Source organism: Salinimicrobium terrae DSM 17865, assembly GCF_000424665.1.
GTDB classification, from domain to species: domain Bacteria; phylum Bacteroidota; class Bacteroidia; order Flavobacteriales; family Flavobacteriaceae; genus Salinimicrobium; species Salinimicrobium terrae.
Window position 1 is genome coordinate 284,110 of record NZ_AUKI01000020.1, and the last position, 26,051, is coordinate 310,160.

The following is a 26,051-nucleotide window of genomic DNA, read 5'->3' on the forward strand; positions in this document are numbered from 1 at the left end:
GATTTCCGTTTACAGGTAAACTTCGCTTCCTTTTGCTTTAAATTCTTCTGACTTCTTCTTCATTCCTTCTTCAATGGCTTCGTGTGTGTCCATTCCGTTTTCTTCCGCAAAATTCCTAACATCCTGAGTAATTTTCATAGAGCAGAAGTTTGGTCCGCACATCGAACAGAAATGGGCTACTTTGGCATTTTCAGAAGGTAAAGTTTCATCGTGGTAAGACCTCGCCGTATCCGGATCGAGTGCCAAATTGAACTGATCTTCCCATCTGAATTCGAATCGGGCTTTACTCAAGGCATCATCCCTGTGCTGCGCTCCGGGATGTCCTTTTGCCAAATCTGCAGCATGGGCAGCGATTTTGTAGGTAATTACCCCTTCTTTCACATCGTCCCTGTTAGGTAGTCCCAAATGCTCTTTTGGAGTCACATAACATAGCATGGCGCATCCAAACCAACCGATCATTGCCGCGCCAATTCCACTGGTAATGTGGTCGTAACCGGGAGCGATATCTGTGGTCAATGGCCCTAAAGTATAAAAAGGAGCTTCCCCGCATACTTCCAGCTGCTTGTCCATATTTTCCTTGATCATGTGCATTGGGATATGACCGGGACCTTCAATGATACATTGTACGTCATGTTTCCAGGCAATTTTTGTAAGCTCTCCCAAAGTTTCAAGCTCGGCGAATTGCGCGTAATCATTGGCATCGGCAATACTTCCGGGACGTAGTCCGTCACCTAAAGAGAAAGAAACATCATAGGCTTTCATGATCTCACAAATTTCTTCGAAATGTGTGTACAGGAAACTTTCCTTGTGATGGGCCAGACACCATTTTGCCATAATAGAACCTCCCCGGGAAACCAATCCTGTGACCCTTTTTGCCGTATGCGGAACATAAGCCAAACGCACTCCGGCGTGGATGGTGAAATAATCCACGCCTTGTTCGGCCTGCTCAATAAGCGTATCCCTGAAAATTTCCCAGGTAAGGTCTTCTGCTTTTCCGTTTACCTTTTCGAGTGCTTGGTAAATAGGCACCGTTCCAATGGGCACCGGAGAATTTCTAAGGATCCATTCCCTCGTTTCGTGGATGTTTTTTCCGGTGGAAAGGTCCATGATCGTATCTGCTCCCCAACGGCAGGCCCAGACGGCTTTTTCCACTTCTTCTTCGATGGAAGAGGTTACCGCTGAATTCCCGATATTAGCGTTGATCTTTACCAGAAAGTTACGGCCAATGATCATAGGCTCATTTTCGGGATGGTTGATGTTGGAAGGAATAATTGCTCTTCCACGCGCAACCTCATCACGCACAAATTCCGGAGTAATAACTTTTGGGATACTGGCTCCAAAACTGTTTCCGGGGTGTTGTTCTGAAATTTGCTTGATCTCCTCCAGCTTCTGGTTTTCCCGAATGGCAATGTATTCCATTTCAGGAGTAATAATTCCTTTGCGGGCATAGTGCATCTGGGTCACATTCTGTCCCGGTTTTGCTTTAAGGGGTTTTCTGTTCCTTTTGAAACGAAGCTCATCCAGTTTTTCGTTGTTTTCCCTTTCACGCCCGTAAGCTGAAGAAAGACCTTGTAATTGCTCTACATCTTCGCGGCCGGCAATCCAGCTGTTACGGATAGGCCTTAGACCTTTTCGAACATCGATCTCTATTGATGGATCTATATACGGTCCGCTGGTGTCATAGACCAACACAGGGTCGTTTTTCTCTACTTTTCCGTTGAATTTATCTACCGTGTCGCTAAGCAAAATCTTTCGCATTGGGACTTTAATATCCGGATGGATCTTTCCGCGTACGTAGATCTTTTCGGAGTTGGGAAAAGGTGCGCGGCTAATAGTTTGCTGCTTTGGAGTCTGGTCCTTTTTCATATTTACTTTTGTTTAATGTTGATAACTTCTGGCTTCCGGAAAAATTCTTCCGAAGCAATTTTATCCTCCCTGAGTGGCCCTGATAATAAGTACGTTTTCACCTTCGGCCAGTTCACGCCGGGTCCAGTCGCTTTTAGAAATAATCTGATTATTGACAGCAACAGCAATCCCTTTTTCAGAAATGTTGAGCTGGGTCAACAGGTCCTGAAGGTTGGATGGTGAATTAAAATTGTGGGCGGTGTTGTTTACGTTTACAGTTATCATTGTTTTGAAATTTATAGCTGTAAACTGCAGGGGAATTCCCAAAAGAAAAAGTAAATACAAACCAGAATTCTTCCAAAACGGAATTATGGCAGAAAATATGTAGATAACACTTTTCCCTTCGCGGGTATTAACCGGATCAGGTTCAAAGGGTTTTATCTCAGCCAATTTTTAAAAATCAGCACCCCTAAAGTTTACGTTTTCAAATGTAAAGGAATTTTATTGGGAAATAAAAATTTATCCTGATCCTGATACACTTTTTATGATTCGTACGAATATTTACATATCATAGATAGAGTATAGCAGAGTGTCGAACTGTAGACATTCTTTTCGTATCCCGATTTTTCTCTCCTAACTTTTTTGAGCTTCTATTTTTTCTTTCAACAGCAGCATATCTGAACTCACTTTAGTCTCCAGGACACGAGCGTAGATCTGCGTTGTTGAAAGTTTGGTGTGGCCAAGAAGTTTTGAGACTGTTTCAATAGGGACTCCATTCGACAAGGTAATGGTCGTTGCGAATGTATGTCGGGCAGAATGAAAAGTGATGGTCTTCCGGATATTTAATTGCTCCATAATCTCTTTCAAATATTTATTCACCTTCTGGTTTGAAAAGACTGGGAACAGGGTTTCAGAATTGGGATTATCATTTTCTTTTAAATAAAAAGAAAGAATCTCCTGAGCTTTAGGTAAAAGTGGAACTTTTACCGTTTCATTTGTTTTTTGCCGTTTGGTATAGATCCAGTTGATACCATCAATACCCTTGGCGATTTGATCAGGAACTAATTCTTTAATATCTACATAAGAAAGACCACAGTAACAGGAGAAAATAAAAATATCTTTTACCTTTTCTAAAGAAGATCGGGTAAAAGTTGTAGCCTCCAGAATTTCCAGTTCCCGTTTTGACAAATACTGCCTCTCATATTTCTCAAATCTAAATTTGAAGCTGTCAGAAGGATTTTTTGTCATCCACCCTATCTTAACCGCGAGGTTGAGCATTTTCTTTAGCCGCTCCAAATGCTTCATGGTACCATTGTTTCCACAAGTTTTCCGGCTGATTTTGGCAGAATAGGTTCTCAAGAAGTTTTAAAAATCGGTAATGAACCGGTAGTTTATCTCGTTTAGATGAAGATCATTTGTCTTTTTTTCTTTTTGCAGGAATTCTTTAAGATAGTTTTCTGTAGTTCCGTAGTTCTTAAGGGTTCCCTTCTTAAGAATAGTTTTCATATGAGTATCATGGTATTTAAGAAGTTCCAGAAGGCTCTTATGTTCTTTATCATTTCCTAGATACCGTGCTTTAATTTTTAAGGCAGAAACCTTCTTATTTTCAGAGCAAAGCTGTTTGTGGCATTCCATGAGTCTAGTATAAACCTGGTCTAAGTACTGGTTTAAAACTCGTACGTCTTGTCCAAAACCTCTACCTCTTCCCTTTTTTGGGTCCCATTTATTCACCGGGATGGATCTTTTTAAGCTAATTTCTGCACGTTTTCCATCAACAGTAATTCGTGCATAAATAGAAAATTTTGAAGTGTCTGCGCTGGTTTTTCTAACGTAGAATAAAACGGAGAATGTAGTAAAATCAGGCATTTCGAACGTATTTAGTTGAACAATAGATTAATTGCAGACGAGCTAAAATTTCAACTTTATGCCTTAGAAAGATAGAGAATTTGGAATAACAAATCGTTCACCGAATCATTCACCAAACTTATCATATTTAATGATATTATATGATATTGTTAAAAATGAAAAACCCTCTAAATCAAGGATTTACAGGGTTTTTAACACTCCAAATATGGAGGTTCGTCGGGGTGGCAGGATTCGAACCTGCGGCCTCCTGCTCCCAAAGCAGGCGCGATAACCGGGCTACGCTACACCCCGTAATCAGCTAACGCTGACAACTTTCAAAAAACAGTAAAAAAATTCCAATTACCTCCCAAAACGGGCACGATAACCGGGCGGAGTTTATCCTAAGCAAATCTTATCAGAGATTTGGCGAAGGGCTACACCCTAAAATCAGCTTTCGCTGACAACTTTAAATAAACAATTTTCAAATTTCAATTCAAAATCTTGATTTTAGATTTTGAATTTGAATTGCTGTAAGCGGCTGCAAATATAAGAAAGAACTTTACTTTTCAACTCATAAATGAAGTTTCTTTTGAAGTTTACTTTGGCCAGGAAAGTTCTAAACCTGTTTAGGTCTTTAAAGAAAAAGGAACCGGAACATAGATTCCAGTGTAGGGAAGACAAAATCCACGTCACCGGCTCCAAAAATAGGATTTTTAGCTCTTCTTAAATTCCGCGTCAACGTCGATAACAACCTTGTCGCTCAATACAGCTTCAGGAAAATCCGGTCCCAGGTTGAATTCAGACCTGCTCACATCTCCACTTATAGCAAAACCGGAAACTAATTCGCCATTCCGGTTGGTAATAGTTCCACGATGCCATACATCAAGACTTACAGGCTTTGTAACTCCATGAAAAGTAAGATCTCCGGTTACTTTGTATTTGCCTTCCCCCACTTTTTCTGAAGAAGTGCTCACAAAAGTCATTTTTGGATACTTTTCAGCATCAAAGAAGTCGGCATTTCTTAAGTGATCGTCACGCATTTCAACTCCGGTGTTGATGGACGGCACATTAATATCAACAATGTATTTTGCATCGCTGAAATCTTCTTCTGAAGATTCAATAGTTGCATCAAATTCATTGAAAAGGCCTTCCACTTCAGAAATTCCAAGGTGAGTGATCCCAAAAGAAACCTGTGAGTGTGCTTTATCGGCTTTCCAGGTGGTCTGAGCTACCACATTGGCACTCAAAAATGCGATAAATAATAAAGAGAATAATTTTTTCATTTCAAATTGTTTTTATTGTTACTGATAATTGTTAATTGATTATTCTTAATTGCTTATTGTTAATTGCTTATTGTCCATTGTTAATTGTCAAATGCCTTCTCCAGGGTCTGTAAAAAAGCTTCTGTGGGTTGTGCTCCCGAAACTGCATACCGGTCGTCAAAAACAAAAAAAGGTACTCCTCTCACCCCAATGTTACGCGCCTCAAGTTCGTCTTGCTTTACCTCGTATTCAAAAGCATCAGATTCCAGCATTTGTCGAACTTCTGACTCATCCAGTCCTATAGAAGTCGCTGTATTGACTAAAACTTCAGGGTCATCAATATTTTTGGCCTCTTCAAAATAAGCCTTAAACAAAGCCTCCTCAATCTCATTGCCAAGACCTTTGGATTTAGCTAACTGGATCAACTTATGGGCCTTAAAAGAATTTGCCAGCACAGATTTTTCAAGATTAAAATCCAACCCTACATCTTTTGCCATTTGTGTAGCGCCGCTTAACATTTGCCTTGCCTGCTCCTCAGTAACACCTTTATTTTCTACAAAGTAGTCGATCGTATTAATATCAGTCCGCGTTTCTAAGGTAGGATCCAGCTGAAAACTTTTCCAGGTGATCTTCACCTCATCCTTGTGCTGAAATTGCTCCAGGGCAGCTTCAAATTTTCGCTTTCCGATATAACAAAAAGGACATCTAACATCCGACCAAATCTTAACTTCCATATCTTATGATTTTTGATGATAACCGGCAGCTACAAAAAAGTTTCGTACGGTTTTGTTAGCTTCCTCATTCCTTCCCAAAGTGACAAATTCCTTATCCTTTAATCTCAGATCTACCACTTTAGAGTGCGGCAGCAATTCCCTAAAATTAAGATTCAAAGGTTCAACAGGTTCATGAGAGATCACAAGGACGATCTTTTGTGTGGCCACCTGCTTTATTCTTTTCAAAAGACCGGGATCAACTACCATAGTATCTGTAAAAGCAATGACGTCGGCTTCCCAGCATCCCTCTTTTTCACAGGTAATGAATTCAATTTCGGCGGTTTGCTCCGGTATTCCCAACTGCTCTTTTAAAGCAGAATATCTTTGTTCATCGCGGGAGATGAACAGCAGGCGAAAGTCCTGTTGCACAGCCGCTTTTGTCAAAGCAGGGCAAAATTCACCGGTATCTCCAATAATTGCTACTGTTTTCTTCCCCATCTTCTTCCTTTTCCGGAAATATTGTCTCCTTCCGCGTTGTAAAGTCTTAGGCTTGTTTTACAAACTGAACTTCTACGTTTATCTTAACCTGGTCTCCTAATACAACGTTTCCGGCCTCGGTAACTGCATCATATGTCAACCCGAATTCCTTTCGGCTAATTTTTCCCGACACAGTTAGTCCGGCTTTTGTTTGTCCGTAAGGGTCAACAACCTCACCTCCAAAATCAACATCCAAAGTTACTTTTTTGGTAGTATCTTTAATAGTTAGCTCTCCGTTAACGGTATCGTTGTTTACGTCAAAGCTTTCAGCTTTAAATACCAAATATGGATGACTTTCAACTTCAAAGAAGTCACCAGATCTTAGATGCTCGTCTCTTTGGTCGTTGCTGGTGTCAATTGACTTTACGTCAGCCTTAAATTCAACATTTTTTACCTTTTTGAACTCATCTCCTTCACTCTCGGCCGAACCTTCAAATACTTTAAATTTTCCGGTAACAGTAGAGATCATTAAGTGCTTTACTTTAAAAGTTACTTCACTGTGTGTTGGGTCGATGTTCCATTTTGTACTTGCCATATTTTTTGTTTTATATGTTAATGATTATTTACAGTGCAAATTTAGGGGCCGGTTTTCCCGTGGCCAATGACCTATGATAATAAATGAATGTGATCTATGTCACAGTTTCTAGAAAACACTGATGCTCAATAGAAAAAGACTTCTGAAGAAGAGATCTTAAAATGGGATTTTTGAAAGGTAATTTTAAGAGCCTGAAGCAATCTGGCTGCGAATACGGCTAAGCGTCTCCCGGGTCACCCCGAGATAAGAAGCGATCATATGAAGCGGCACCCGTTGAATGACATCGGGAAATTCCTTCAACATTTTTTGATAGCGTTCCTCGGCTGTGGTACTAAAAGTGCCCATAAGTCGGCGCTGGGTGGCGATAAGGTTATTCTGAATGAGAATACGGAAGTAACGTTCAAAAGCCGGGACTTCTCTTAACAGTTGATCCCATGATTCTTTGGTAATGAGCAGCAACTCACTGTCTTCTAAAGCTTCAATATTATATTCGGAAGGTTCTCCGGTAAGAAAACTGTAGAGATCTCCGCTCCACCAGCCTTCCAGGGCGAACTGCAGAATGTGTTCATTTCCCTTTTCGTCTATGGTGTAGCTTCTAAGCAATCCTTTTTCTACAAAAGTGGTGTATATACATGGCTCACCCTCCTCCAGTATAAAACGTCTTTTCCGTAGCTTTTTTGGCAGAAAAAGCGTTTTTGCATAATCGAATTCCTCCTCACTTACAGAGATGGTATCATTTACTTTTTGCTGCAGAAATTTGAACATTATAAGACGAGAAAGTTAAGTTGTAAAGATAGACATTATTCCTGAAGCCGGTCTAGCCGCTCATTTCTTCATCCTATTGCAGAATAAACTTCTCAAATACTTTTTAGTAAACCAACAAGGTTTATTTCTAACTCCTGAAGGAATAAAAAAGCTGAAAAAAATGTATAAAAATCCCAAATCCAAAATCTGAACAGCCCAAAGAAATATTCTTACCTCCCAAAAATTAAAAAAATAATTATTTCTTTTTCTTTCACTTTGAAGGGCTATACGGCCAATTTCCAATCTTCATGTTTTTCTTATTATCTTTGAATTCCCCTTTTACGGGGCTCTCAAAAATTTAAAACATGAAAATGAAAAGATTTTTTATTCTTAGCCTTGGCCTTAGCCTTGTAGCATGCGGCGAAAACGGAGGAAACAAAGCCGAAAATACAGATCAGGTTATCGATAATGATACCGTAGTACAGAACTCTCCAATTACAATCCCGGAAGAAGAAATGACTACGGCAGAATACGATTATGAAGTAGTAGTACCCGACCTTGAAATTGCCTGGGGAATGGACTTCCTGCCTGATGGCAGCATCCTCATCGCAGAAAAGAATGGAGATCTTATTCATTTCGTTAACGGACAAAAACAACAGGTACAGAATGCGCCCGACGTTTATAATCGTGGCCAGGGAGGCTTTATGGATGTAGCCGTAGGTCCAAATTACGAGAGTGATGGTTGGATCTATTTCACTTATGCTTCAGAAGAAGGTGAAGGCGAAGGTGGAAACACTGCTCTAATGCGGGCCAAACTTGAAAATAATCAATTAACAAATAAAGAGGTCTTATATAAAGCCACTCCCAACAGTACCCGGGGACAACATTTTGGTTCCCGAATTTCTTTTGACGGGCAAGGTCATTTATATTTTAGCATTGGTGACAGGGGAGACAGAGATGTCAATCCACAGGACCTCACCCGGGACGGCGGAAAGGTTTACAGGCTTAATCTTGACGGCAGTGTGCCTCAGGACAACCCTTTCGTAGATCGTGAAGAAGCTGTAGATGCAGTTTACTCTTACGGACACAGGAATCCACAGGGAATGATCTACAATGAAGAGACAGGAGAGATTTGGGTTCACGAGCATGGGCCACAGGGAGGTGACGAAATTAATGTTATAGAAAAAGGAGCTAATTACGGCTGGCCTTTAGTGAGCTACGGAATTAATTATGACGGAACTTCATTTACAGATGAAACTTCGGGACCAAATTTTAAGGATCCGCTTTATTACTGGGTGCCTTCAATCGCTCCAAGTGGTTTTGTCCATGTGACGTCAAATAAATATCCCGATCTACAGGGAGATCTTTTAGTTGGCTCGCTTAAGTTCCAATATGTAGAACATTTGACTCTTGAAGGAAAAACTGTAATTGCACGGGAAAAGATCCTGGAACAGATCGGGCGCGTGCGTGACGTGGTTCAGTCGCCAGACGGGGACATCTATGTTTCGGTAGAAGGAAAAGGTATTGTTAGAATAATTCCGAAGCAGTCATAATGAAGAAAATATTGATGGTGTGCCTGCTGGCAATGATCTTTGGGTGCAAAAGTAATTCCGAAGAAAAAACGGTAGCGGTCTCACAAAAAGAATTTTCTCCTGAAGTTAAAGAGAGCATTGCCCGGGGGGGTGAGATCTATAATAACTTTTGTGCTTCCTGTCACCTGTCTAATGGAGAAGGCATTAAAGGCGTTTTTCCGCCCTTAAAAAATTCTGACTGGCTAAAGGATAAGCAGGAAGCATCTATTCATGCAATTAAATTTGGCCTGCGGGGTCCTATTACCGTAAACGACGTAGAATACGACAATTTAATGCCCTCACTTGGGTTAAGTGATGACGAGGTTGCAGATGTTATGAACTACATCAATAATTCCTGGGGTAACAATTATGGTGATCCGGTTACAGAAGAGGAAGTGGCTGCCATAGCAAAATAAACCATATTTATTAAATCGGTAAATAATTACCTTTGCCGAAAATTTACAATATGTTGATCATTGGAATTGCCGGTGGTACCGGAAGCGGAAAAACCACTGTAGTTAACCAGATAATCGAGGAGCTCAAGAATGAAGAAGTAGATGTCATTTCGCAGGATTCTTACTATCAGGACACAAGTCACCTTACCTATGAAGAGCGCACCAGGATCAACTTTGACCATCCCAAATCCATAGATTTCGACCTGCTGGTCTCACATCTTAAGGATTTAAAGGCTGGAAAAAACATTCAGCAGCCGGTTTATTCCTTCAGGGAACACAACCGGACCGCAGAAACCGTAACTATTGAGCCCCGAAAAGTTATAATTGTTGAAGGAATCTTAATCCTCACCCATCCCGATATTCGGGAGATGTTTGACATCAAGATCTATGTGCATGCCGACAGTGATGAGCGTCTTATTCGCCGACTTAAACGGGACATTGCCGAAAGAGGTCGGGACCTGGAAGAGGTTTTAAACCGTTACCAGACTACTTTAAAGCCCATGCACCAGCAATTTATTGAACCTACTAAAGAGTTTGCAGATATCATTATCCCTACAAATCGCTACAATACAGTGGCTGTTGATATTGTTCAAACGATCATACGTCAACGTTTACTCTAATTTTGTATATTTCGGGTTATGAAGTGGAAAAACATACGCAGTAATAGATGGGTACGCATCATCGCCAACAAATATACCCTTGTGTTGTTGGCTTTTTGTTTTTGGATGCTCTTCCTCGACAGCAACTCCTGGCTTATTCACCGCGAACTCGATCTCGAGATCGATGACCTGGAAAAGAATAAAGAATACTACCTCAACGAGATCACACACGACCAGGCAATTATGGAAAATCTCAACGACTCCCTTGAGCTTGAGAAATTTGCCCGGAGCGAGTATTTCATGAAAAGGGACAATGAAGAGATCTTTATCATTGAGTATAAGGATGTAGAAGATTAGGTTCCAAAAATGTGATTTTAGAGGTCCTTTTAATTTAATGAAATGAAAGAGAATTTATTCAATGAATTTGAAGAAGTATCAGCTAAACAGTGGAAACAGAAGATACAATACGACCTAAAAGGAGCCGATTATAATGATAGCCTCGTGTGGAAATCCCTTGATGGGATTAATGTAAAGCCTTTTTACCACCCCGATGAAACTCCCGAACCCACGCAGCTCAAAACTCCTCTTAAATGGAATATCACCGAGCAGATCTATGTTTCTTCTGCTGAAAAAGCTAATAAAAAAGCACTTACTTCCCTACAAAAAGGAGCTGAAAGCATCTGGTTCATTTTACCTTCAGAAGAAATTGAACTAAAAAATCTTTTTGCAGATATTGACCTTTCTGAAATCCCGGTGTATCTGAAGCCTGAATTCGCTTCAGCAGAATTTTTCCTGAAGCTTGACGAGCAGGTAAAACCGGATTCAAAAGTTTATCTTCAGTTTGATTTAGTTGGAAATCTTGCCCGAAGCGGTAACTGGTATAAAGATCAAAAAGAAGATCACAAGGTGCTCGATACGCTCCTCCAAAAGTGTCAAAAGCTGAAGTCTTTTATTTCAGTGGATTTGGGACTTTACCAGAATGCGGGGGCTACAGTTCCGCAGCAACTGGCGTATGCCCTGGCACATGTAAATGAATATTTCAACCACCTCTCCCAAAATACAGAGGGGTCAAAAAGTGCAAAATTTCAATTCCTTGTTTCGGTAGGGCCAAATTACTTTTTTGAAATTGCGAAACTTCGTGCTTTAAGGCTTTTGTTCTCAACATTGAGCAGCGAATATAATTTAGAAACCGACTGTGATATCCTGGCGCAGCCTTCCCGACGCAATAAAACTTTATATGATTATAATGTAAACCTGTTGCGCACCACGACCGAATGTATGAGTGCGGTACTCGGCGGCGCCAACAGCGTGTGCAATATGGCCTATGATGCCATTTACCACAAGAATAACGATTTTGGCAGCCGCATTGCCCGTAACCAATTGCTGGTGCTTAAGCACGAAAGTTATTTTGAAAAAGTTGCCAATCCTGCAGAGGGCAGTTACTATATCGAAACTCTCACCCACGAAATGGCTGACAAAGCTTTGGACATTTTCAAGAACATTGAAAACGGTGGCGGTTTTGTAACTCAGCTTATGGAAGGAACTATTCAGAAGAAAATTTCGGAAAGCGCAGAAAAAGAACAAAACGAATTTGACGAAGGAAAACTGGTACTTGTTGGGACAAATAAATATCCCAATCCACAGGATAAGATGAAGGAGGAACTGGAACTGTATCCTTTCGTGAAACAAAAGCCGCGAAAAACCTTACTGCAACCGGTTATAGAAAAGCGGCTGGCAGAAAAAACAGAACAGGAAAGGCTGAAAAAAGAAGAAAATAATAACAGCGAAAAATAAGATATGAGCAGAAAGGATCTTCAGCATTTAAAGCTAAAAAAAACAGCAGAAAATTCAGAAAAATCTGGAAATTCGTATGCTTTCCAAGATCTGCCTCATTTAAAATTCGCTGCCGGGATTCCACCTTTTTTGAGAGGTCCTTACAGCACCATGTACGTAATTAGACCGTGGACTATTAGACAATATGCAGGATTCTCCACCGCCGAAGAAAGTAATGCCTTTTACCGCCGGAATCTTGCAGCGGGTCAAAAAGGGCTTTCTGTAGCCTTTGACCTTCCCACCCACCGCGGGTACGACAGTGACCACCCACGAGTAGTGGGAGATGTTGGAAAAGCCGGGGTTGCCATAGATTCGGTTGAAGATATGAAGATCCTGTTCGACCAGATCCCGCTGGACCAGATGTCGGTTTCCATGACCATGAACGGAGCTGTGCTACCAATTCTTGCATTTTATATAGTCGCGGCTGAAGAACAGGGCGTTAAACCCGAACAACTTCAAGGAACCATTCAAAATGACATTTTAAAGGAGTTTATGGTTAGAAATACTTACATCTATCCTCCTACTCCTTCCATGAAGATCATTTCAGATATTTTTGAGTACACCTCGAAGAATATGCCTCGCTTTAACAGTATAAGTATTTCTGGATATCACATGCAGGAAGCAGGTGCTACAAGTGAGATAGAACTCGCTTACACACTTGCAGACGGACTCGAATACATTCGCAAAGGTCTTGAAGCCGGAATGGACATCGACAGCTTCGCTCCCCGGCTTTCCTTTTTTTGGGGTATAGGTCTGGATCATTTCGCTGAAATCGCAAAAATGCGTGCTGCAAGGGCTCTTTGGGCAAAACTTGTAAAGCAGTTTAATCCGAAGAATGAAAAATCCCTTGCCCTTAGAACTCATAGCCAGACTAGTGGATGGAGTTTAACAGAACAGGATCCTTTTAACAATGTAGCCCGTACCTCGATCGAGGCAGCGGCAGCGGCTTTTGGTGGGACTCAGAGTTTACATACCAATGCACTGGATGAAGCTATCGCCCTGCCAACAGATTTTTCCGCAAGGATAGCCAGGAATACGCAACTTCACCTGCAACAGGAAACCCAAATCACAAAAACTGTAGATCCATGGGCAGGAAGTTATTATGTGGAAGCCCTTACAGATGAAATTGCCCACAAAGCATGGGACCTCATCATGGAAGTTGAAGAACTGGGTGGCATGACAAAAGCCATTGAAGCGGGAATTCCAAAACTCCGCATAGAAGAGGCTGCAGCCATTAAACAAGCCAGGATCGACAGCGGACAGGATATCATTGTGGGAGTAAATAAGTACCGCAGAGAAAAAGAAGATCCTATTGTCACCCTGGAGGTAGATAACCAGAATGTGCGCAGGCAACAGGTAGAACGCTTAAAACAGCTCAGGGAAGAGAGAAATAGCGATGAAGTGAAGCTGGCTCTTGAAAAACTCACCGAAGCAGCTAGATCCGGTAAAGAAAACCTGTTGGCCTTGGCTGTAGATGCTTCCCGCAAACGTGCCACACTTGGGGAGATAAGTGATGCCCTGGAAGAAGTTTACGGCAGGTATAAAGCACAAATTAAATCCTTTAGCGGCGTGTATTCAAAAGAGATAAAAGACGATTCTGCCTTTAAAAAGGCAAGGGAAATGGCAAACCAATTTGCCGAGCAGGAAGGTAGAAGACCAAGAATCATGATCGCCAAAATGGGCCAGGACGGACACGACCGTGGTGCTAAGGTAGTATCCACAGGCTATGCCGATGTTGGTTTTGATGTGGATATAGGTCCCTTGTTCCAAACTCCGGCGGAAGCTGCAAAACAGGCAGTGGAAAATGATGTACATATTCTGGGAGTTTCTTCCCTGGCTGCAGGACACAAGACCCTGGTACCGCAGGTAATTGAGGAACTAAAGAAATATGGCCGGGAAGACATCATGGTCATTGTGGGCGGAGTAATTCCTTCCCAGGATTATCAATTTCTTTTCGACGCGGGTGCCGTGGCAGTATTTGGTCCGGGAACAAAAATCAGCGAGGCAGCAATTAAATTGCTGGAGATCCTTATTGACGAGAACTAAAGGTTGAAAAGCCTATGAAAATATGTTCGTATATTTTATTATTTCTCCTGATTACGGACTGCTCAGAAAAGAGGCTGCCAAAGGAAAAATTTTCACAAACCAGTTTTGGACTTGATCACCATTTTGAGCACGACACTGCTTATTTTACAATTCAAAATACTCTTTACACCCCGGTCCGGATTTCAATTTCTTCAAGAGCGAAAGCTCATCAGGATCTGGTAAAGAAATTTGATATTTTAATAGTTGATGCCCGCACAGATACAATTGTTAAGATATCTGCACCCGGAAAAGACACGGTGCAATTAAAATTTCACTCAGCTTTTGGCGATCCAAGGAAAGAGGTAAATCCCTCCCCAATCGCTTATCCTTTTCCGAAGAATAAAAGATATAAAGTTATTCAGGGCTATAACGGCTCGTTTTCGCACAAATCTGATTACTCACGTTATGCAATAGATTTCAACATGAAAGTGGGAGATACTGTGTGCAGCGCAGATGACGGTTATGTTGTGGGAGTGATCAAAGATTATAAAGAGCGGGGAAATACGCCGGCCTGGAGAGATTATGCAAATTTTATCACCCTTTTTCATCCCGAAAGCGGACTTTATATCCAATATGTCCATTTAATGCATAATGGATCTTTTGTCCAGGTAGGAGACAGGGTGGAAAAAGGGCAGCCTATAGGCTTAAGTGGAATGACAGGTTATACTTCGGGGCCTCATTTACATTTCAACGTTTTGAAGCCTGCAAATAAAGGAGTAATATCCACTCCTGTAGAATTTGAGAAAAGATAAAACTTAAAGAAGGTAGTCTGGGAACTTAATGAAGTTGATCTTTTTGAACTAAAATTCTACATCTTAAGATCAGGTACAATTCAGATGAGAATCTTAACTTTATCAAAAACAACACAACCAAATGGATTACACTAAAAAAATGCTGCGTGATGACGCCTTAGAAGGAAAAACAATTGTAGTGACCGGCGGCGGGAGCGGTCTTGGAAAAGCTATGACTAAATATTTTATGGAAATTGGAGCAAAGGTCGCCATTACTTCCAGAAATCTTGAAAAACTTAAGAAAACCGCTAAAGAACTGGAAGAACAAACCGGGGGAGAATGTTTACCACTACAATGTGATGTAAGACATTATGACCAGGTAGAAAATATGCTGCAGCAAACGGTTGAAAAATTTGGATCTGTAGATGTTCTGCTCAATAACGCTGCCGGAAACTTTATTTCCCCTACAGAACGCCTAAGTGCGAATGCTTTTGATACCATTATTGACATTGTTTTAAAAGGAAGCAAAAACTGTACGCTGGCATTCGGAAAGCATTGGATCGACAAAGGGGAAAAAAATAAAACAGTCTTAAATATTGTCACCACCTATGCCTGGACAGGTTCTGCTTATGTGGTACCGAGTGCTACCGCTAAAGCCGGAGTACTGGCTATGACCCGATCCCTGGCAGTAGAATGGGCCAAGTACGGCATAAGAATGAACGCCATCGCCCCCGGACCCTTTCCTACTAAAGGTGCATGGGACAGATTACTCCCCGGTGATCTAAAGGAGAAATTTGACCTTGCAAAGAAAGTTCCTCTGAAAAGAGTTGGGGAACATCAGGAATTGGCGAATCTCGCGGCTTACTTGGTATCAGACTTTTCAGCTTATGTTAATGGAGAAGTGATCACTATTGATGGTGGCGAATGGCTCAAAGGGGCCGGACAATTCAACCTTTTGGAAGCAATTCCGGAGGAAATGTGGGACCAACTGGAAGCGATGATCAAATCTAAAAAGAATAATTAATCCGGAAACTTTAAGGATAAATTTAAAGCTGAATTAAAAATTATCAGAACCCTTCAAAAATGCCATTTCTGAAGGGTTTTCTTATGCTTAGATGTGCTAAGAACCTGTTAACAAATTACCTTTCGTAAACCTATAATAAATTGTATTTTTACCCTTTAAATCCAAAATAATTGAATGGGTAAGATCATTGCCGTTGCAAATCAAAAGGGAGGCGTAGGTAAAACTACAACTTCAGTTAACCTGGCGGCATCTTTAGGGGTGCTGGAAAAAAAAGTTTTGCTCATCGATGCCGATCCACAGGCCAATGCTACTTCGGGACTGGGAATTGATGTCGAAGCTGTTGAGCTGGGAACTTACCAGTTACTGGAGCACTCTATCAGAGCCGAAGAAGCCATTTTAAAGACAGAATCGCCGAATCTCGATATTATTCCTGCACACATAGACCTTGTTGCAATTGAAATTGAGCTGGTTGACAAGGAGGAACGGGAATACATGCTTAGGAAAGCCATTGGGCACCTGCGGGATCAATATGATTACTTGATCATTGATTGCGCCCCTTCCCTGGGTCTTTTAACCCTGAATGCGCTAACGGCAGCCGATTCTGTTATAATTCCTATCCAGTGTGAGTATTTTGCCCTGGAAGGTCTTGGAAAACTTTTAAACACCATTAAAAGTGTTCAAAAGATCCACAACGCCAAACTGGACATCGAAGGCTTACTACTGACCATGTACGATTCCCGTCTACGGTTATCAAACCAGGTAGTGGAGGAAGTGCAAAAACACTTTGATGAAATGGTTTTTAAAACAATCATTCAGCGAAATGTACGTTTAAGTGAAGCCCCCAGTTACGGGGAAAGTATTATAAATTATGATGCCGGCAGTAAGGGTGCGAGTAATTACCTAAGCCTGGCACACGAGATCATAAAGAAAAACTCATAGGAGAAAATGGCGAAGGCGACAAAGAAACAGGCGTTGGGAAGAGGACTTTCGGCATTACTGAAGGATCCACAGAATGATATTAAATCGGCCGAAGATAAAAATGCCGATAAGCTGGTAGGACACATTGTAGAATTGGAGCTGGACGCTATTGAAGTCAATCCCTTCCAGCCAAGAACCAGCTTTAATGAAGAATCTCTTCGCGAATTGGCTTCCTCCATCAGGGAACTTGGGGTAATACAACCTATTACTGTAAGGAAGCTGGATTATAATAAGTATCAGCTGGTTTCAGGAGAAAGACGTTTTAGAGCTTCGAAACTGGTAGGCCTTCAAACTATTCCGGCCTATATAAGAATTGCCAATGACCAGGAATCCCTGGAAATGGCTTTAGTGGAGAACATCCAGCGGCAGGATCTTGACCCCATTGAGATTTCTTTATCTTATCAAAGGCTTATAGATGAAATTAACCTTACCCAGGAACAACTGAGCGACCGAATTGGTAAGAATAGATCTACAATTGCAAACTACCTGAGATTATTGAAACTCGATCCCATTGTGCAGACAGGTATGCGCGACGGTTTTTTAAGCATGGGTCACGGGCGGGCATTGATCAATATCGAAGACAGCCAGACACAATTGGAGGTCTACGAAAAAATACTTGCTAATTCCCTCTCTGTAAGGGAAACTGAAAAACTGGTTAGAGATCTTCAGGAAGGAAAACCTCAAGCCAAATCCACAACGTCCTCACCTACTGTTTCCAGGGATGTAAAGAAAAGTATCAAAGAGTTTTCAGACCGTTTAGGTGCGAAAGTAGATGTAAAGGTTTCAAAAAAGGGAAATGGAAAACTTATTATTCCTTTTACTTCCCAGGAAGACCTCAGTCGTATTAAAAAGATCATACAGGGTGAAGATTAAGAATCTCATAGTACCCCTTCTCTTTTGTCTTTTTTCCCTGCAACTTTCTGCACAGGATGATTCCCTGCTTATAGATCCCCAGTTGGTGATCGAAGAACCTGCATATAAACCTTATGATCCACTTTCACCTGCCCGTGCCGCATTTTATTCGGCTGTACTTCCCGGTTTGGGTCAGGCCTACAATGGTAAATACTGGAAAATTCCTATTGTTTATACAGCTTTGGGAGTGGGAGTTTATTTCTACCTGGAAAATGACAGGCAATATGACCGCTACCGTAGTGCCTACAAAAGCAGGCTCGCAGGTAATACAGACGATGAATTTTATGATGAAAACGGGCAGCCACGGGTATCCACCAGCGCACTCATTGAAGCACAACGCTTCTACCAGCGCAATAAAGAGGTCTCAGTACTGGTAACCCTTGGCCTTTACGCATTAAATATTATTGATGCAAACGTTGATGCTCACCTGCAACAGTTCAATGTGAGTGAAGATCTTTCACTTAAACCGAACCTGGATTACAACCAGTTTACCGGCACCACAGGTTATGGTCTTACTTTAAATTATAATTTTTAATGAAAATTGCATTATTAGGTTACGGAAAAATGGGTAAGACCATTGAAAGATTAGCTGTAGAACGCGGTCACGAGATCGTTCTGAAAGTCGATGAAAACATAGAAAAAGCAGATTTGCAAAAGGCCGATGTCGCCATTGATTTTAGCGTGCCAGATGCTGCATTTAAAAATATCACGACCTGCTTTAAAAAACAAATTCCTGTAGTTTCGGGAACCACGGGTTGGTTAAAACGCTATGAAGAAGCCGTGGAGTTGTGTAAAAAAGAAAACGCTGCATTTATTTATGCTTCAAATTTTAGTTTGGGAGTCAATTTGTTTTTTGAATTAAACAGGAATCTAGCGAAGCTAATGAGCAAATTTCCTGAATACAATGTCGCTATTGAAGAGATCCATCACACCCAGAAACTGGATGCACCAAGTGGCACAGCCATAACCCTGGCAGAACAAATTGTTGAAAATTCCGCCAAAACAGGATGGCAGCTGGATAACGCCCAGGAGAATGAGATCCCTGTGACGGCAAAAAGAATTGAAAATGTTCCCGGGACCCACACTATCTCTTATAATTCTGAGGTTGATACAATTAAAATTGAACATATAGCTCATTCCCGGGATGGTTTTGCACTGGGTGCTATTATTGCTGCCGAGTGGCTTCAGGACAAAAAAGGAGTTTACAGCATGAAAGACGTGCTGTTTAATGTAACAGAATAGCCATACGGCACACCAATAAATAAACTACACTCATGAATTTTACAAACTGGCTCTTGTTTGTTCTTCTTATTCAGCTTATACATTTCGCAGGAACCTGGAGACTTTATCAAAAAGCAGGGCGCAAAGCCTGGGAAGCAGCAATTCCCGTGTACAACGCAGTGGTCCTTATGAAGATCATAAACCGGCCCTGGTGGTGGGTTCTCCTGCTATTCGTTCCCATTGTGAACCTTATATTGTTTCCTGTGATATGGGTGGAGACTGTGCGTAGTTTTGGTCGCACTTCCACTACAGATACGATATTGGCAGTAATCACCTGCGGGTTTTACATCTACTACATTAACTATGTGAGTGACGTAAAATATCGTGAAAACAGAAGTACCCAACCCGGCAGTGCTGCGGGAGAATGGATTAGTTCGATACTTTTCGCCATTATTGCGGCTACTATAGTGCACACCTATGTGATGCAGCCTTTTACTATTCCAACCTCCTCCCTTGAAAAAACTTTATTGGTAGGAGATTACCTGTTCGTAAGTAAATTTCATTACGGTGCACGTACACCAATTACTTCAGTGGCCTTTCCAATGGTTCATGACACCATTCCCGGGCTGGGGCTAAAGTCATACTGGAACAGTCCACACATTCCTTACTTCAGGATTCCCGGATTTCAGGATATTGATCGCAATGATATTGTAGTTTTCAACTGGCCGGTGGATACGGTGAGAAAATTCAGGGATACCTCTGGGGAACGTTATGATAAACCAATTGACAAAAAATCAAATTATGTCAAAAGAGCAGTTGGTTTGCCCGGGGATTCCCTTGAGATCATCGACGGAAGGATTCATATCGATAACGAGCCCTTACAGTTACCGGAAAGAGCTAAGCCGCAATACTCGTATACCGGCACTACAAAAGGCCAGGGATTTGATCCCTATACCCTGTATAGGATGTATGACATTACAGATGCTTTTTACCACGATCCAAACACCAATCAATTTTACATACAAGCACTATCGGAAGAAACCTTTCAAAGATTGAGAAATCATCCTAATGTAGCATCTCTGGAAAGGATCATATCCCCTGCCGGACAAAGAGATGCAGGTATATTTCCAAACAACAACAGGTTTGACTGGAATGCCGATAATATGGGACCTATCTACATTCCTGCGGAAGGAGCAACTGTAGAGATAACGCCGGAAACTGTTGGTTTTTACCGGCAAATCATCGAGACCTATGAAGGACTGGAAATGGACAGAGAGAGAGACCTTACTGTGAGTGGGGATCAAGTCCTTCTTAACGGGCAACCAATTAACTCTTACACTTTTGAACAGGATTACTATTTCATGATGGGAGATAATCGCCACAACAGTGAAGACAGCCGCTTTTGGGGATACGTACCCGAAAACCACACAGTTGGTAAACCGGTTTTTATTTGGATGAGCCTTGATCCCAACGCTGCCGGTTTGAGCAAAATAAGATGGGACCGAATGTTCACTACAGTAGGAGGACAGGGAGAGCCCGTTTCTTATTTGCCTTACTTCCTTGTGGTAGTGGTTGGATTGTTTGGATATAGCTTCTTCAGGAAAAAGAAAACTAAGTAACTTCTCTTTCATGCAGAAACTTCTGTTACATCCTGTCTATTTCGGTCCTGTTTCCCAGTTTGCAGCTCTAGCTAATGCCGAAGAAATAGTTTTTGAGAACGAGGATAATTATCAAAAGCAAACGTACCGTAACCGAATGTATATCTATGGAGCAAACGGGAAATTACTTCTGAATATTCCCATCAAGCATACGGGTAATAAATCGGGTCATCAAAAGTATAAGGATATAAAAATAGAAAATGATTTTCCGTGGCAAAAGCAGCACTGGAAATCTATCGAAACCGTTTACCGCACTTCACCTTTCTTTGAATTCTATGAAGATGATTTCTACCCGTTATATCATCAAAAATTTAAGTTTTTGATGGATTTTAACTACCACAGCCTCGAACTTGCCCTCGAGTGTATGCAGACGGAAATTAACTTCAAAAAGACCACAGAATACCTTAAAGAGCCAAAAGAAATTCTTGACGGCCGATTCCTTGCCGAAGCTAAGAATAAAAAATCACAAACAATGGAGACCTACCCACAGGTGTTTCAGGAAAAATTTGGTTTTTTAAATGATCTGAGTATAGTAGATCTTATCTTTAATGAAGGTCCAAACGCATTGAATTATCTACAGCGGCAAAAAATTTCATTCCCCTAGCTTCACGGTGGCTGTAATAGGAAAATGATCTGAAAAAGGCACCTCATGGTTTGCAAACGTAAGAATCTCTAAAGACTCCTCCGGCAGGATAAAATCAATGCGTAACGGAAGAAATTCAAAGAGCTCAAAGGTTTTTCCAAATCCATTACCGGCCTCCTTATAGGCATCATTAAAACCTAATTCCCTTAACTCCTGGTAGATATATGAGTAAGCAGTATTATTAAAATCTCCGACAACAATTGAAGGATGCGGACTATTAAAAACAAGATCCTTTACCAGCATCATTTGTCTCTGTTGCCTCACAAATGTCTGCCCCATACCTAAGAAAACTCTTTTTGACTGCTCCTTCTCAATAGTTTCCAAACTGGGTTTTACACCAAAAGACTGAAAATGAACATTCACTACCCTTACGGTGTCTCCGTTCTTTACGATGTCGGCAAATATTGAGTTGTTGTTACTGGTAGTCGGGAAATCAAGGGAACCTGAATTTATAATGGGATACTTTGAAAAAATTGCCAGGCCAAACTCGGCATTTTCCTGCTTCAGTTTAATATATTTATGTTTGAAACTATTTGCAATATCCCCTTCTCCCTTAAAATATTCCTGTATTGCCACCACATCTGCATCCTCCTCCTCAATGAAAGCTGCAATCTTACGCGGAATGTCGACATCATCGGCCCAACCGTACTGGTTGAATTGTCGCACATTATAAGTTAAGATCTTAAGCACATTATCTTCCACCAGACCATCTTCTTCCGAAGAGATTTCATACACAGAAGTGAGGTGGTTAAACCCAATTAACAAGACCACCAGCGAAAGAAGTGCCTGAGGCCTTAATCTAAAAAGCCAGAACAGCATACAAATGAGATTGATCACGATCAACAGGGGCACACCAAGGCTAAAGACTGAAAGTAATGCAAAGCTGCTGGGCGGAATGTATGGCAGCAAATAAGAAAACAATAAGGCTATTGCGAAGAGGATGTTCAGCAAGAACAAGAACCTGTCAAACCAGTTGAGACCTTTCATCAATTGTCTTTTCCGGCATTGAACAAATAGTCCTTTTCCTGCTTGGTAAGGCTGTCATAGCCGCTTTTACTGATCTTATCTAAAATGGCATCTATTTTTTCCTGCTCCTCTCTTTTATTGCGGACGCGTGAATTATAGCCAGTAGAGTTATTTCCTGTAGCTTTTCTTCTATGCACCGTCTTTAGATTGCTCTTATTCTTAGGAGCACTGTTAGTAGAAAAAAGAGAGCCTATCCAGTCAAGAAACTTTTCAAATCCCGCGGCAATATTGTTTCCCTTTCCAAGTTGCTTCGCGTACAGATAGCCAAAGCCTGCTCCTCCAAGGTGCGCCAGATGACCACCAGGATTAGAAATGGGAATTTGTATGATATCTATTACTACAAGAAAAGCGGCTATCCACCACAGTTTGATACTTCCTATTAAAATGAGTCTAACTCTCAAGTGAGGAATATGGGTCGCGATTCCCACAAGGATCGCCATAACTGCCGCCGAAGCACCTATTAAATAAGATCTTCCGGTTCCCTGGAAAGCAGGAAACAAATTGTAACTGGCCATGTATACCAATGCACCGAATATACCTCCCAAAAAGTAGAAATTCAGCATCTTTTTTGGGGAAAAATAGGTGAGAAAATAAATTCCGGAAAAGTATAAAATCAACATGTTTGACAGCAAATGCCAAAGGCCGGCATGCAAAAAAGCATAAGTAATGATGGACCATGGTTTAAAGATAAATTCCTCCAATTCCTTTGGGAAAACCAACCACTCTAATATGAAATCTGCATCAAAATTAAACAGAAAAGCCAGAGTTTTAAAAAAGAAGAAGAGCACAAAAGCAATGACATTAACAGCTATGAGTTTTTCACTCACCGTTGCCATCTCAATCTTTGCTCTAATATTATTACTTCTCCTCATCAATCCCAGCGGTTTTGGTTAAACTGGTTTTTCTTCCAGTACCACATCATAATAAATCCAAAAAGGGCTCCTCCAAGGTGTGCAAAGTGAGCTATCCCTCCACCAAATATAGAATATCCCGTCAAACCGGAAAAGAGGTCGAGCGCAATTAATGCCGGAATAAAAAATTTAGCCTTAATAGGAACGGGTACAAAAAGCAGGAACAGTTCAACATTGGGAAACATCATTCCAAACGCTACCAGAATACCATATATTGCCCCCGATGCTCCCACGGCAGGCGTGATATAAGTTTGAAACATGGTCCTTATAATATCCTGATCCACACCATTTGGAATACGAAACTGGCCGCTACTGGAAATTGAAGCATAGGATTCCCGTAAATATTGCTCCACCTCTGCAGTACCAAATCCTGCATCGAGCAATGCACTGTAGCCAGCCTGGAAGTGATAATAGTTAACCAGAGTATGAATAATAGCCGCTCCGATTCCTGCAGAAAAATAGAAGAAAAGAAACTTATTCTTTCCCAGCACCTGTTCAATAGGACTACCAAAGGCCCAAAGAGCGTACATATTAAAAAGAATATGAAAGAAGCTGTTGGGATCATGCATGAACATATGCGTGATCACCTGCCAAAACTGGAAATTGTCGTTTTCAATAAACCAAAGGGAAAATAGCTCATAAGCTTTATCTCCCAAAACCTGGCTCCCTATATAAACAATGACATTAATAATTAAAAGAACCTTTACGGTTTCGGTCATTCTTCCCATTTACATGAATTTTTTATCTAATTCGTCTACGGTTAAAGTAATAAATACAGGCTTATTAAATGGTGATAAAGTCGATTCCTTACAGGCGAACAAACTGTTCACTATATTCTGTTGATCCGCACTATTTAGTACCGTGCCCGATTTTACTGCCATTCCCCTTGCAAGGGATTTTGAAAGCGTATCAACCTGTGAAAAACCTGTACCCGGAACTTCATTTTCCAGATCCAAAAGTAGCTGTTCCAACAAGATCTCCACTTCACTTTCAGAAATTAAAGTAGGAATTCCGCTTATCTCAACAGAATCTTGTTTTACTTCTGAAAAAATAAATCCGGTTTGCTCCAGGGAATCTTTGACTTCCTTAAACAATTCAATTTCATTAGTAGAAAACTGAATTTTTAACGGAAACAACAGTTGCTGGCTTACTGCCGAAGTTACTGTGATATTTTTTAGCAATTCCTCATAAAGGATTCTTGTATGTGCCCTTTGTTGATCAATTACGAGTATGCCACTTTTTAATGTGCTTACTATATACTTTTTGTTAAGCTGAAATGTAGTACCTCCGGCTCCCCCTTCATCAGCGGGACCGAAGAGCTTACCTGTAACTTCATCGCTTTCAAATTCTACCTGATTAAATCTAGAATCCTTTTCAGCTCCTTCTCCCTGTAATCCGTTGTAAAGACTTTGCCAGCTTCCTGTAGTTTTCTCCTTTCTAAAATTCGGAGAGTTATATCCCCCTCCCGTTCTTTCGGTGCGAAAAGGATTAAAATTTGGGTCTACCTCGACTTTTGGAGGAGTTATACCTTTGTGAGAAAATTCATAGGGAGTGTCCAGGCTGGCATCCCGATCAAAATCCAGTACAGGGGAAACATTAAATTGTCCGAGACTATGTTTGATGGAACTGCGCAAAATTGTATAAAGCGCATGCTCGTCGTCAAATTTGATTTCGGTCTTTGTAGGATGAATATTGATGTCAATACTCTTGGGATCAACTTCCAGAAAGAGGAAATAGCTGGGATATGCCTTGTCCTTTAAAAGTCCTTCAAAAGCGGCCGTTACAGCATGATTAAGATATGGGCTTTTTATAAATCTTTCATTAACAAAAAAGAATTGCTCTCCCCTACCCTTTTTAGCAAATTCGGGTTTACCTACAAATCCGTGAATCTTCACAATTGCGGTATCTTCCTCTACAGGCACCAGTTTTTCATTGGTCTTACCACCAAAAATATTGACTATACGCTGCCGGTAATTGGTACCGGGAAGCTGGAATAATTCACTTCCGTTATGGAAGAGAGAAAACTGGATAGAAGGATGTGCAAGTGCCACCCTTTGAAATTCATCGATAACATGCCGAAGTTCTACAGTGTCACTTTTAAGAAAATTCCTTCGGGCAGGAATATTGTAAAAGAGATTCTTTACACAAATAGTAGTTCCCACAGGCGTGACGCAAACCTCCTGTGATATCACTTCACTACCCTCAATTTTAATACAGGTTCCTACTTCATCGTCTTCCTGCCTTGACTTCAACTCCACATGGGCAATTGCAGCAATAGATGCCAAAGCTTCACCCCTAAATCCTTTTGTCTTAAGGCTGAAAAGGTCCTCGGCAGTATTAATTTTTGAAGTTGCATGCCGTTCAAAACACATCCTGGCATCGGTAACGGTCATCCCCTTCCCATTGTCGGTAACCTGGATTAGGGTTTTCCCTGCTTCTTTTACTAAAATTTTTATATTGGTTCCACCGGCATCAATGGAATTTTCAAGTAACTCCTTAATTACTGAAGCCGGTCTTTGCACCACTTCACCTGCTGCTATTTGATTGGCGACATGGTCTGGCAGAAGATGAATAACATCTGTCATTTAATATGGATTGCTAAAAATGGACAAATCAAAATCGATGAACCACAGGAAAATAAATACTAGAATGGCAACAATGTAGAGAACCGTTTTGTTAATATCACGATTACCGCGGTGGCGGCTACCCTCACGGGCCTCCTTCCATTGGCTGCCAAAATCATTGGCATTGGTCGCCTCCCTGTATTTCTTAAATTTTGAACCGAAATCGTAGGCATTTCCGGTATCCTTGCCTTTATAATAACGCGGAGTATAGTTATACCGGTTATTTTTCTTTTTTGCCGATAAGATGTTGAGCTTTAGCATTGTTTTTCTTTATTTCCCGGAAATACCAAATTTACTCA

The 26,051-nt window shown here is 41.1% G+C and carries 27 protein-coding genes, 1 tRNA gene, 1 pseudogene and 1 riboswitch; of the genes and pseudogenes, 14 read left to right on the plus strand and 15 right to left on the minus strand.

The window, feature by feature from the left end; translation table 11 throughout:
• Positions 1 to 9: 9 nt before the first annotated feature.
• The 10 genes and pseudogenes from thiC to H148_RS0110505 form a co-directional block, all read right to left on the minus strand.
• Complete coding sequence (gene thiC / locus H148_RS0110465; RefSeq protein WP_029034757.1) at positions 10 to 1,866, minus strand: phosphomethylpyrimidine synthase ThiC; 1,857 nt, start codon at positions 1,864 to 1,866, stop codon at positions 10 to 12.
• 60 nt (positions 1,867 to 1,926) lie between these two features.
• The gene (gene thiS, locus H148_RS0110470; RefSeq protein ID WP_029034758.1) at positions 1,927 to 2,130 is read right to left on the minus strand and encodes a sulfur carrier protein ThiS; all 204 of its coding nucleotides are present in this window, start codon (positions 2,128 to 2,130) and stop codon (positions 1,927 to 1,929) included.
• A gap of 96 nt (positions 2,131 to 2,226) precedes the next feature.
• Positions 2,227 to 2,326, minus strand: a riboswitch (TPP riboswitch).
• 152 nt (positions 2,327 to 2,478) lie between these two features.
• A complete protein-coding gene (locus H148_RS18880) occupies positions 2,479 to 3,093 on the minus strand; it encodes a site-specific integrase (protein ID WP_245583420.1) in 615 nt (204 codons plus the stop codon).
• Positions 3,079 to 3,711, minus strand: a pseudogene (locus H148_RS18885) (phage integrase SAM-like domain and Arm DNA-binding domain-containing protein); the annotation flags it as partial. The gene H148_RS18880 and the pseudogene H148_RS18885, both read right to left, overlap by 15 nt.
• A 216-nt stretch (positions 3,712 to 3,927) precedes the next feature.
• Positions 3,928 to 4,002 (minus strand) — tRNA-Pro (locus H148_RS0110480).
• 401 nt (positions 4,003 to 4,403) lie between these two features.
• Positions 4,404 to 4,973, minus strand: a complete 570-nt coding sequence (locus tag H148_RS0110485) for a YceI family protein (RefSeq protein WP_029034759.1) — start codon at positions 4,971 to 4,973, stop codon at positions 4,404 to 4,406.
• Between the two features lie 80 nt (positions 4,974 to 5,053).
• Positions 5,054 to 5,686: a DsbA family oxidoreductase gene (locus tag H148_RS17700; RefSeq protein ID WP_037325024.1), complete on the minus strand. Its 633-nt coding sequence runs from the start codon at positions 5,684 to 5,686 to the stop codon at positions 5,054 to 5,056.
• 3 nt (positions 5,687 to 5,689) lie between these two features.
• Positions 5,690 to 6,163: a hypothetical protein gene (locus tag H148_RS0110495; RefSeq protein WP_029034760.1), complete on the minus strand. Its 474-nt coding sequence runs from the start codon at positions 6,161 to 6,163 to the stop codon at positions 5,690 to 5,692.
• Between the two features lie 46 nt (positions 6,164 to 6,209).
• Positions 6,210 to 6,737, minus strand: a complete 528-nt coding sequence (locus H148_RS0110500) for a YceI family protein (protein WP_029034761.1) — start codon at positions 6,735 to 6,737, stop codon at positions 6,210 to 6,212.
• A gap of 183 nt (positions 6,738 to 6,920) precedes the next feature.
• The gene (locus H148_RS0110505; protein ID WP_029034762.1) at positions 6,921 to 7,502 is read right to left on the minus strand and encodes a Crp/Fnr family transcriptional regulator; all 582 of its coding nucleotides are present in this window, start codon (positions 7,500 to 7,502) and stop codon (positions 6,921 to 6,923) included.
• 344 nt (positions 7,503 to 7,846) lie between these two features.
• Here H148_RS0110505 and H148_RS0110515 point away from each other — a divergent pair, with 344 nt between their 5' ends.
• The 14 genes from H148_RS0110515 to H148_RS0110580 all read left to right on the plus strand — a co-directional run bounded on the left by H148_RS0110515 (position 7,847) and on the right by H148_RS0110580 (position 21,152).
• Positions 7,847 to 9,034, plus strand: a complete 1,188-nt coding sequence (locus H148_RS0110515; protein WP_029034764.1) for a PQQ-dependent sugar dehydrogenase — start codon at positions 7,847 to 7,849, stop codon at positions 9,032 to 9,034.
• Entirely contained in the window at positions 9,034 to 9,468 is a 435-nt protein-coding gene (locus H148_RS0110520) for a c-type cytochrome (RefSeq protein WP_029034765.1), read from the plus strand. Before H148_RS0110515 ends, H148_RS0110520 begins: the two co-directional genes overlap by 1 nt.
• Before the next feature lie 50 nt (positions 9,469 to 9,518).
• Entirely contained in the window at positions 9,519 to 10,127 is a 609-nt protein-coding gene (udk, locus tag H148_RS0110525; RefSeq protein ID WP_029034766.1) for a uridine kinase, read from the plus strand.
• Between the two features lie 18 nt (positions 10,128 to 10,145).
• Positions 10,146 to 10,463: an FtsB family cell division protein gene (locus H148_RS0110530; protein ID WP_029034767.1), complete on the plus strand. Its 318-nt coding sequence runs from the start codon at positions 10,146 to 10,148 to the stop codon at positions 10,461 to 10,463.
• A gap of 42 nt (positions 10,464 to 10,505) precedes the next feature.
• Positions 10,506 to 11,900, plus strand: coding sequence for a methylmalonyl-CoA mutase subunit beta (locus H148_RS0110535; RefSeq protein ID WP_029034768.1), 1,395 nt, complete (start codon positions 10,506 to 10,508; stop codon positions 11,898 to 11,900).
• 3 nt (positions 11,901 to 11,903) lie between these two features.
• The gene (scpA, locus tag H148_RS0110540; protein ID WP_029034769.1) at positions 11,904 to 13,985 is read left to right on the plus strand and encodes a methylmalonyl-CoA mutase; all 2,082 of its coding nucleotides are present in this window, start codon (positions 11,904 to 11,906) and stop codon (positions 13,983 to 13,985) included.
• A 14-nt stretch (positions 13,986 to 13,999) separates the two neighbouring features.
• Positions 14,000 to 14,776, plus strand: coding sequence for a M23 family metallopeptidase (locus H148_RS18360; protein ID WP_051286376.1), 777 nt, complete (start codon positions 14,000 to 14,002; stop codon positions 14,774 to 14,776).
• Positions 14,777 to 14,897: 121 nt separating this feature from the next.
• Positions 14,898 to 15,779 carry an SDR family oxidoreductase gene (locus H148_RS0110550; protein ID WP_029034770.1) on the plus strand — a complete coding sequence of 294 codons (882 nt, stop codon included), beginning with the start codon at positions 14,898 to 14,900 and terminating at the stop codon, positions 15,777 to 15,779.
• 174 nt (positions 15,780 to 15,953) lie between these two features.
• The gene (locus tag H148_RS0110555; protein ID WP_029034771.1) at positions 15,954 to 16,718 is read left to right on the plus strand and encodes a ParA family protein; all 765 of its coding nucleotides are present in this window, start codon (positions 15,954 to 15,956) and stop codon (positions 16,716 to 16,718) included.
• A 6-nt stretch (positions 16,719 to 16,724) separates the two neighbouring features.
• On the plus strand, positions 16,725 to 17,630 hold the full coding sequence (locus H148_RS0110560; RefSeq protein WP_029034772.1) for a ParB/RepB/Spo0J family partition protein: 906 nt from the start codon (positions 16,725 to 16,727) through the stop codon (positions 17,628 to 17,630).
• Entirely contained in the window at positions 17,620 to 18,204 is a 585-nt protein-coding gene (locus H148_RS0110565; RefSeq protein ID WP_029034773.1) for a DUF5683 domain-containing protein, read from the plus strand. Before H148_RS0110560 ends, H148_RS0110565 begins: the two co-directional genes overlap by 11 nt.
• Positions 18,204 to 18,911, plus strand: a complete 708-nt coding sequence (gene dapB / locus H148_RS0110570) for a 4-hydroxy-tetrahydrodipicolinate reductase (protein ID WP_029034774.1) — start codon at positions 18,204 to 18,206, stop codon at positions 18,909 to 18,911. The genes H148_RS0110565 and dapB overlap by 1 nt, the downstream gene beginning before the upstream one ends.
• Before the next feature lie 32 nt (positions 18,912 to 18,943).
• Positions 18,944 to 20,509 (plus strand): signal peptidase I, encoded by a 1,566-nt coding sequence (gene lepB / locus H148_RS0110575; RefSeq protein ID WP_029034775.1) that lies wholly within the window; start codon positions 18,944 to 18,946, stop codon positions 20,507 to 20,509.
• Between the two features lie 10 nt (positions 20,510 to 20,519).
• Positions 20,520 to 21,152 carry a WbqC family protein gene (locus tag H148_RS0110580; protein WP_029034776.1) on the plus strand — a complete coding sequence of 211 codons (633 nt, stop codon included), beginning with the start codon at positions 20,520 to 20,522 and terminating at the stop codon, positions 21,150 to 21,152.
• Here the strand turns inward: H148_RS0110580 and H148_RS0110585 are convergent.
• The 5 genes from H148_RS0110585 to H148_RS0110605 are packed head-to-tail and all read right to left on the minus strand — an operon-like array spanning position 21,141 to position 26,013.
• Positions 21,141 to 22,178, minus strand: coding sequence for an endonuclease/exonuclease/phosphatase family protein (locus tag H148_RS0110585; protein ID WP_029034777.1), 1,038 nt, complete (start codon positions 22,176 to 22,178; stop codon positions 21,141 to 21,143). The genes H148_RS0110580 and H148_RS0110585 overlap by 12 nt on opposite strands.
• Positions 22,178 to 23,089: a rhomboid family intramembrane serine protease gene (locus tag H148_RS0110590; protein ID WP_029034778.1), complete on the minus strand. Its 912-nt coding sequence runs from the start codon at positions 23,087 to 23,089 to the stop codon at positions 22,178 to 22,180. Before H148_RS0110590 ends, H148_RS0110585 begins: the two co-directional genes overlap by 1 nt.
• On the minus strand, positions 23,089 to 23,856 hold the full coding sequence (locus H148_RS0110595; protein ID WP_029034779.1) for a rhomboid family intramembrane serine protease: 768 nt from the start codon (positions 23,854 to 23,856) through the stop codon (positions 23,089 to 23,091). Before H148_RS0110595 ends, H148_RS0110590 begins: the two co-directional genes overlap by 1 nt.
• Positions 23,857 to 25,713, minus strand: a complete 1,857-nt coding sequence (gene mutL, locus H148_RS0110600; protein WP_029034780.1) for a DNA mismatch repair endonuclease MutL — start codon at positions 25,711 to 25,713, stop codon at positions 23,857 to 23,859.
• Complete coding sequence (locus H148_RS0110605; protein ID WP_029034781.1) at positions 25,714 to 26,013, minus strand: hypothetical protein; 300 nt, start codon at positions 26,011 to 26,013, stop codon at positions 25,714 to 25,716.
• Between the last annotated feature and the right edge of the window lie 38 nt (positions 26,014 to 26,051).

Bases quoted from the DNA above. Each gene is read 5' to 3' on its own strand.
- H148_RS0110605 (WP_029034781.1), bottom strand. From the start codon at position 26,013: ATGCTAAAGCTCAACATCTTATCGGCAAAAAAGAAAAATAACCGGTAT.
- H148_RS0110585 (WP_029034777.1), bottom strand. From the start codon at position 22,178: ATGAAAGGTCTCAACTGGTTTGACAGGTTCTTGTTCTTGCTGAACATC.
- H148_RS18880 (WP_245583420.1), bottom strand. From the start codon at position 3,093: ATGACAAAAAATCCTTCTGACAGCTTCAAATTTAGATTTGAGAAATAT.
- H148_RS0110555 (WP_029034771.1), top strand. From the start codon at position 15,954: ATGGGTAAGATCATTGCCGTTGCAAATCAAAAGGGAGGCGTAGGTAAA.
- H148_RS0110515 (WP_029034764.1), top strand. From the start codon at position 7,847: ATGAAAATGAAAAGATTTTTTATTCTTAGCCTTGGCCTTAGCCTTGTA.
- H148_RS0110550 (WP_029034770.1), top strand. From the start codon at position 14,898: ATGGATTACACTAAAAAAATGCTGCGTGATGACGCCTTAGAAGGAAAA.
- H148_RS0110590 (WP_029034778.1), bottom strand. From the start codon at position 23,089: ATGAGGAGAAGTAATAATATTAGAGCAAAGATTGAGATGGCAACGGTG.
- thiS (WP_029034758.1), bottom strand. From the start codon at position 2,130: ATGATAACTGTAAACGTAAACAACACCGCCCACAATTTTAATTCACCA.
- H148_RS0110560 (WP_029034772.1), top strand. From the start codon at position 16,725: ATGGCGAAGGCGACAAAGAAACAGGCGTTGGGAAGAGGACTTTCGGCA.
- udk (WP_029034766.1), top strand. From the start codon at position 9,519: ATGTTGATCATTGGAATTGCCGGTGGTACCGGAAGCGGAAAAACCACT.
- H148_RS0110500 (WP_029034761.1), bottom strand. From the start codon at position 6,737: ATGGCAAGTACAAAATGGAACATCGACCCAACACACAGTGAAGTAACT.
- lepB (WP_029034775.1), top strand. From the start codon at position 18,944: ATGAATTTTACAAACTGGCTCTTGTTTGTTCTTCTTATTCAGCTTATA.
- H148_RS0110485 (WP_029034759.1), bottom strand. From the start codon at position 4,973: ATGAAAAAATTATTCTCTTTATTATTTATCGCATTTTTGAGTGCCAAT.
- H148_RS0110580 (WP_029034776.1), top strand. From the start codon at position 20,520: ATGCAGAAACTTCTGTTACATCCTGTCTATTTCGGTCCTGTTTCCCAG.
- H148_RS18360 (WP_051286376.1), top strand. From the start codon at position 14,000: ATGAAAATATGTTCGTATATTTTATTATTTCTCCTGATTACGGACTGC.
- H148_RS17700 (WP_037325024.1), bottom strand. From the start codon at position 5,686: ATGGAAGTTAAGATTTGGTCGGATGTTAGATGTCCTTTTTGTTATATC.
- scpA (WP_029034769.1), top strand. From the start codon at position 11,904: ATGAGCAGAAAGGATCTTCAGCATTTAAAGCTAAAAAAAACAGCAGAA.
- dapB (WP_029034774.1), top strand. From the start codon at position 18,204: ATGAAAATTGCATTATTAGGTTACGGAAAAATGGGTAAGACCATTGAA.
- H148_RS0110520 (WP_029034765.1), top strand. From the start codon at position 9,034: ATGAAGAAAATATTGATGGTGTGCCTGCTGGCAATGATCTTTGGGTGC.
- H148_RS0110535 (WP_029034768.1), top strand. From the start codon at position 10,506: ATGAAAGAGAATTTATTCAATGAATTTGAAGAAGTATCAGCTAAACAG.
- H148_RS0110530 (WP_029034767.1), top strand. From the start codon at position 10,146: ATGAAGTGGAAAAACATACGCAGTAATAGATGGGTACGCATCATCGCC.
- H148_RS0110505 (WP_029034762.1), bottom strand. From the start codon at position 7,502: ATGTTCAAATTTCTGCAGCAAAAAGTAAATGATACCATCTCTGTAAGT.
- thiC (WP_029034757.1), bottom strand. From the start codon at position 1,866: ATGAAAAAGGACCAGACTCCAAAGCAGCAAACTATTAGCCGCGCACCT.
- mutL (WP_029034780.1), bottom strand. From the start codon at position 25,713: ATGACAGATGTTATTCATCTTCTGCCAGACCATGTCGCCAATCAAATA.
- H148_RS0110495 (WP_029034760.1), bottom strand. From the start codon at position 6,163: ATGGGGAAGAAAACAGTAGCAATTATTGGAGATACCGGTGAATTTTGC.
- H148_RS0110595 (WP_029034779.1), bottom strand. From the start codon at position 23,856: ATGGGAAGAATGACCGAAACCGTAAAGGTTCTTTTAATTATTAATGTC.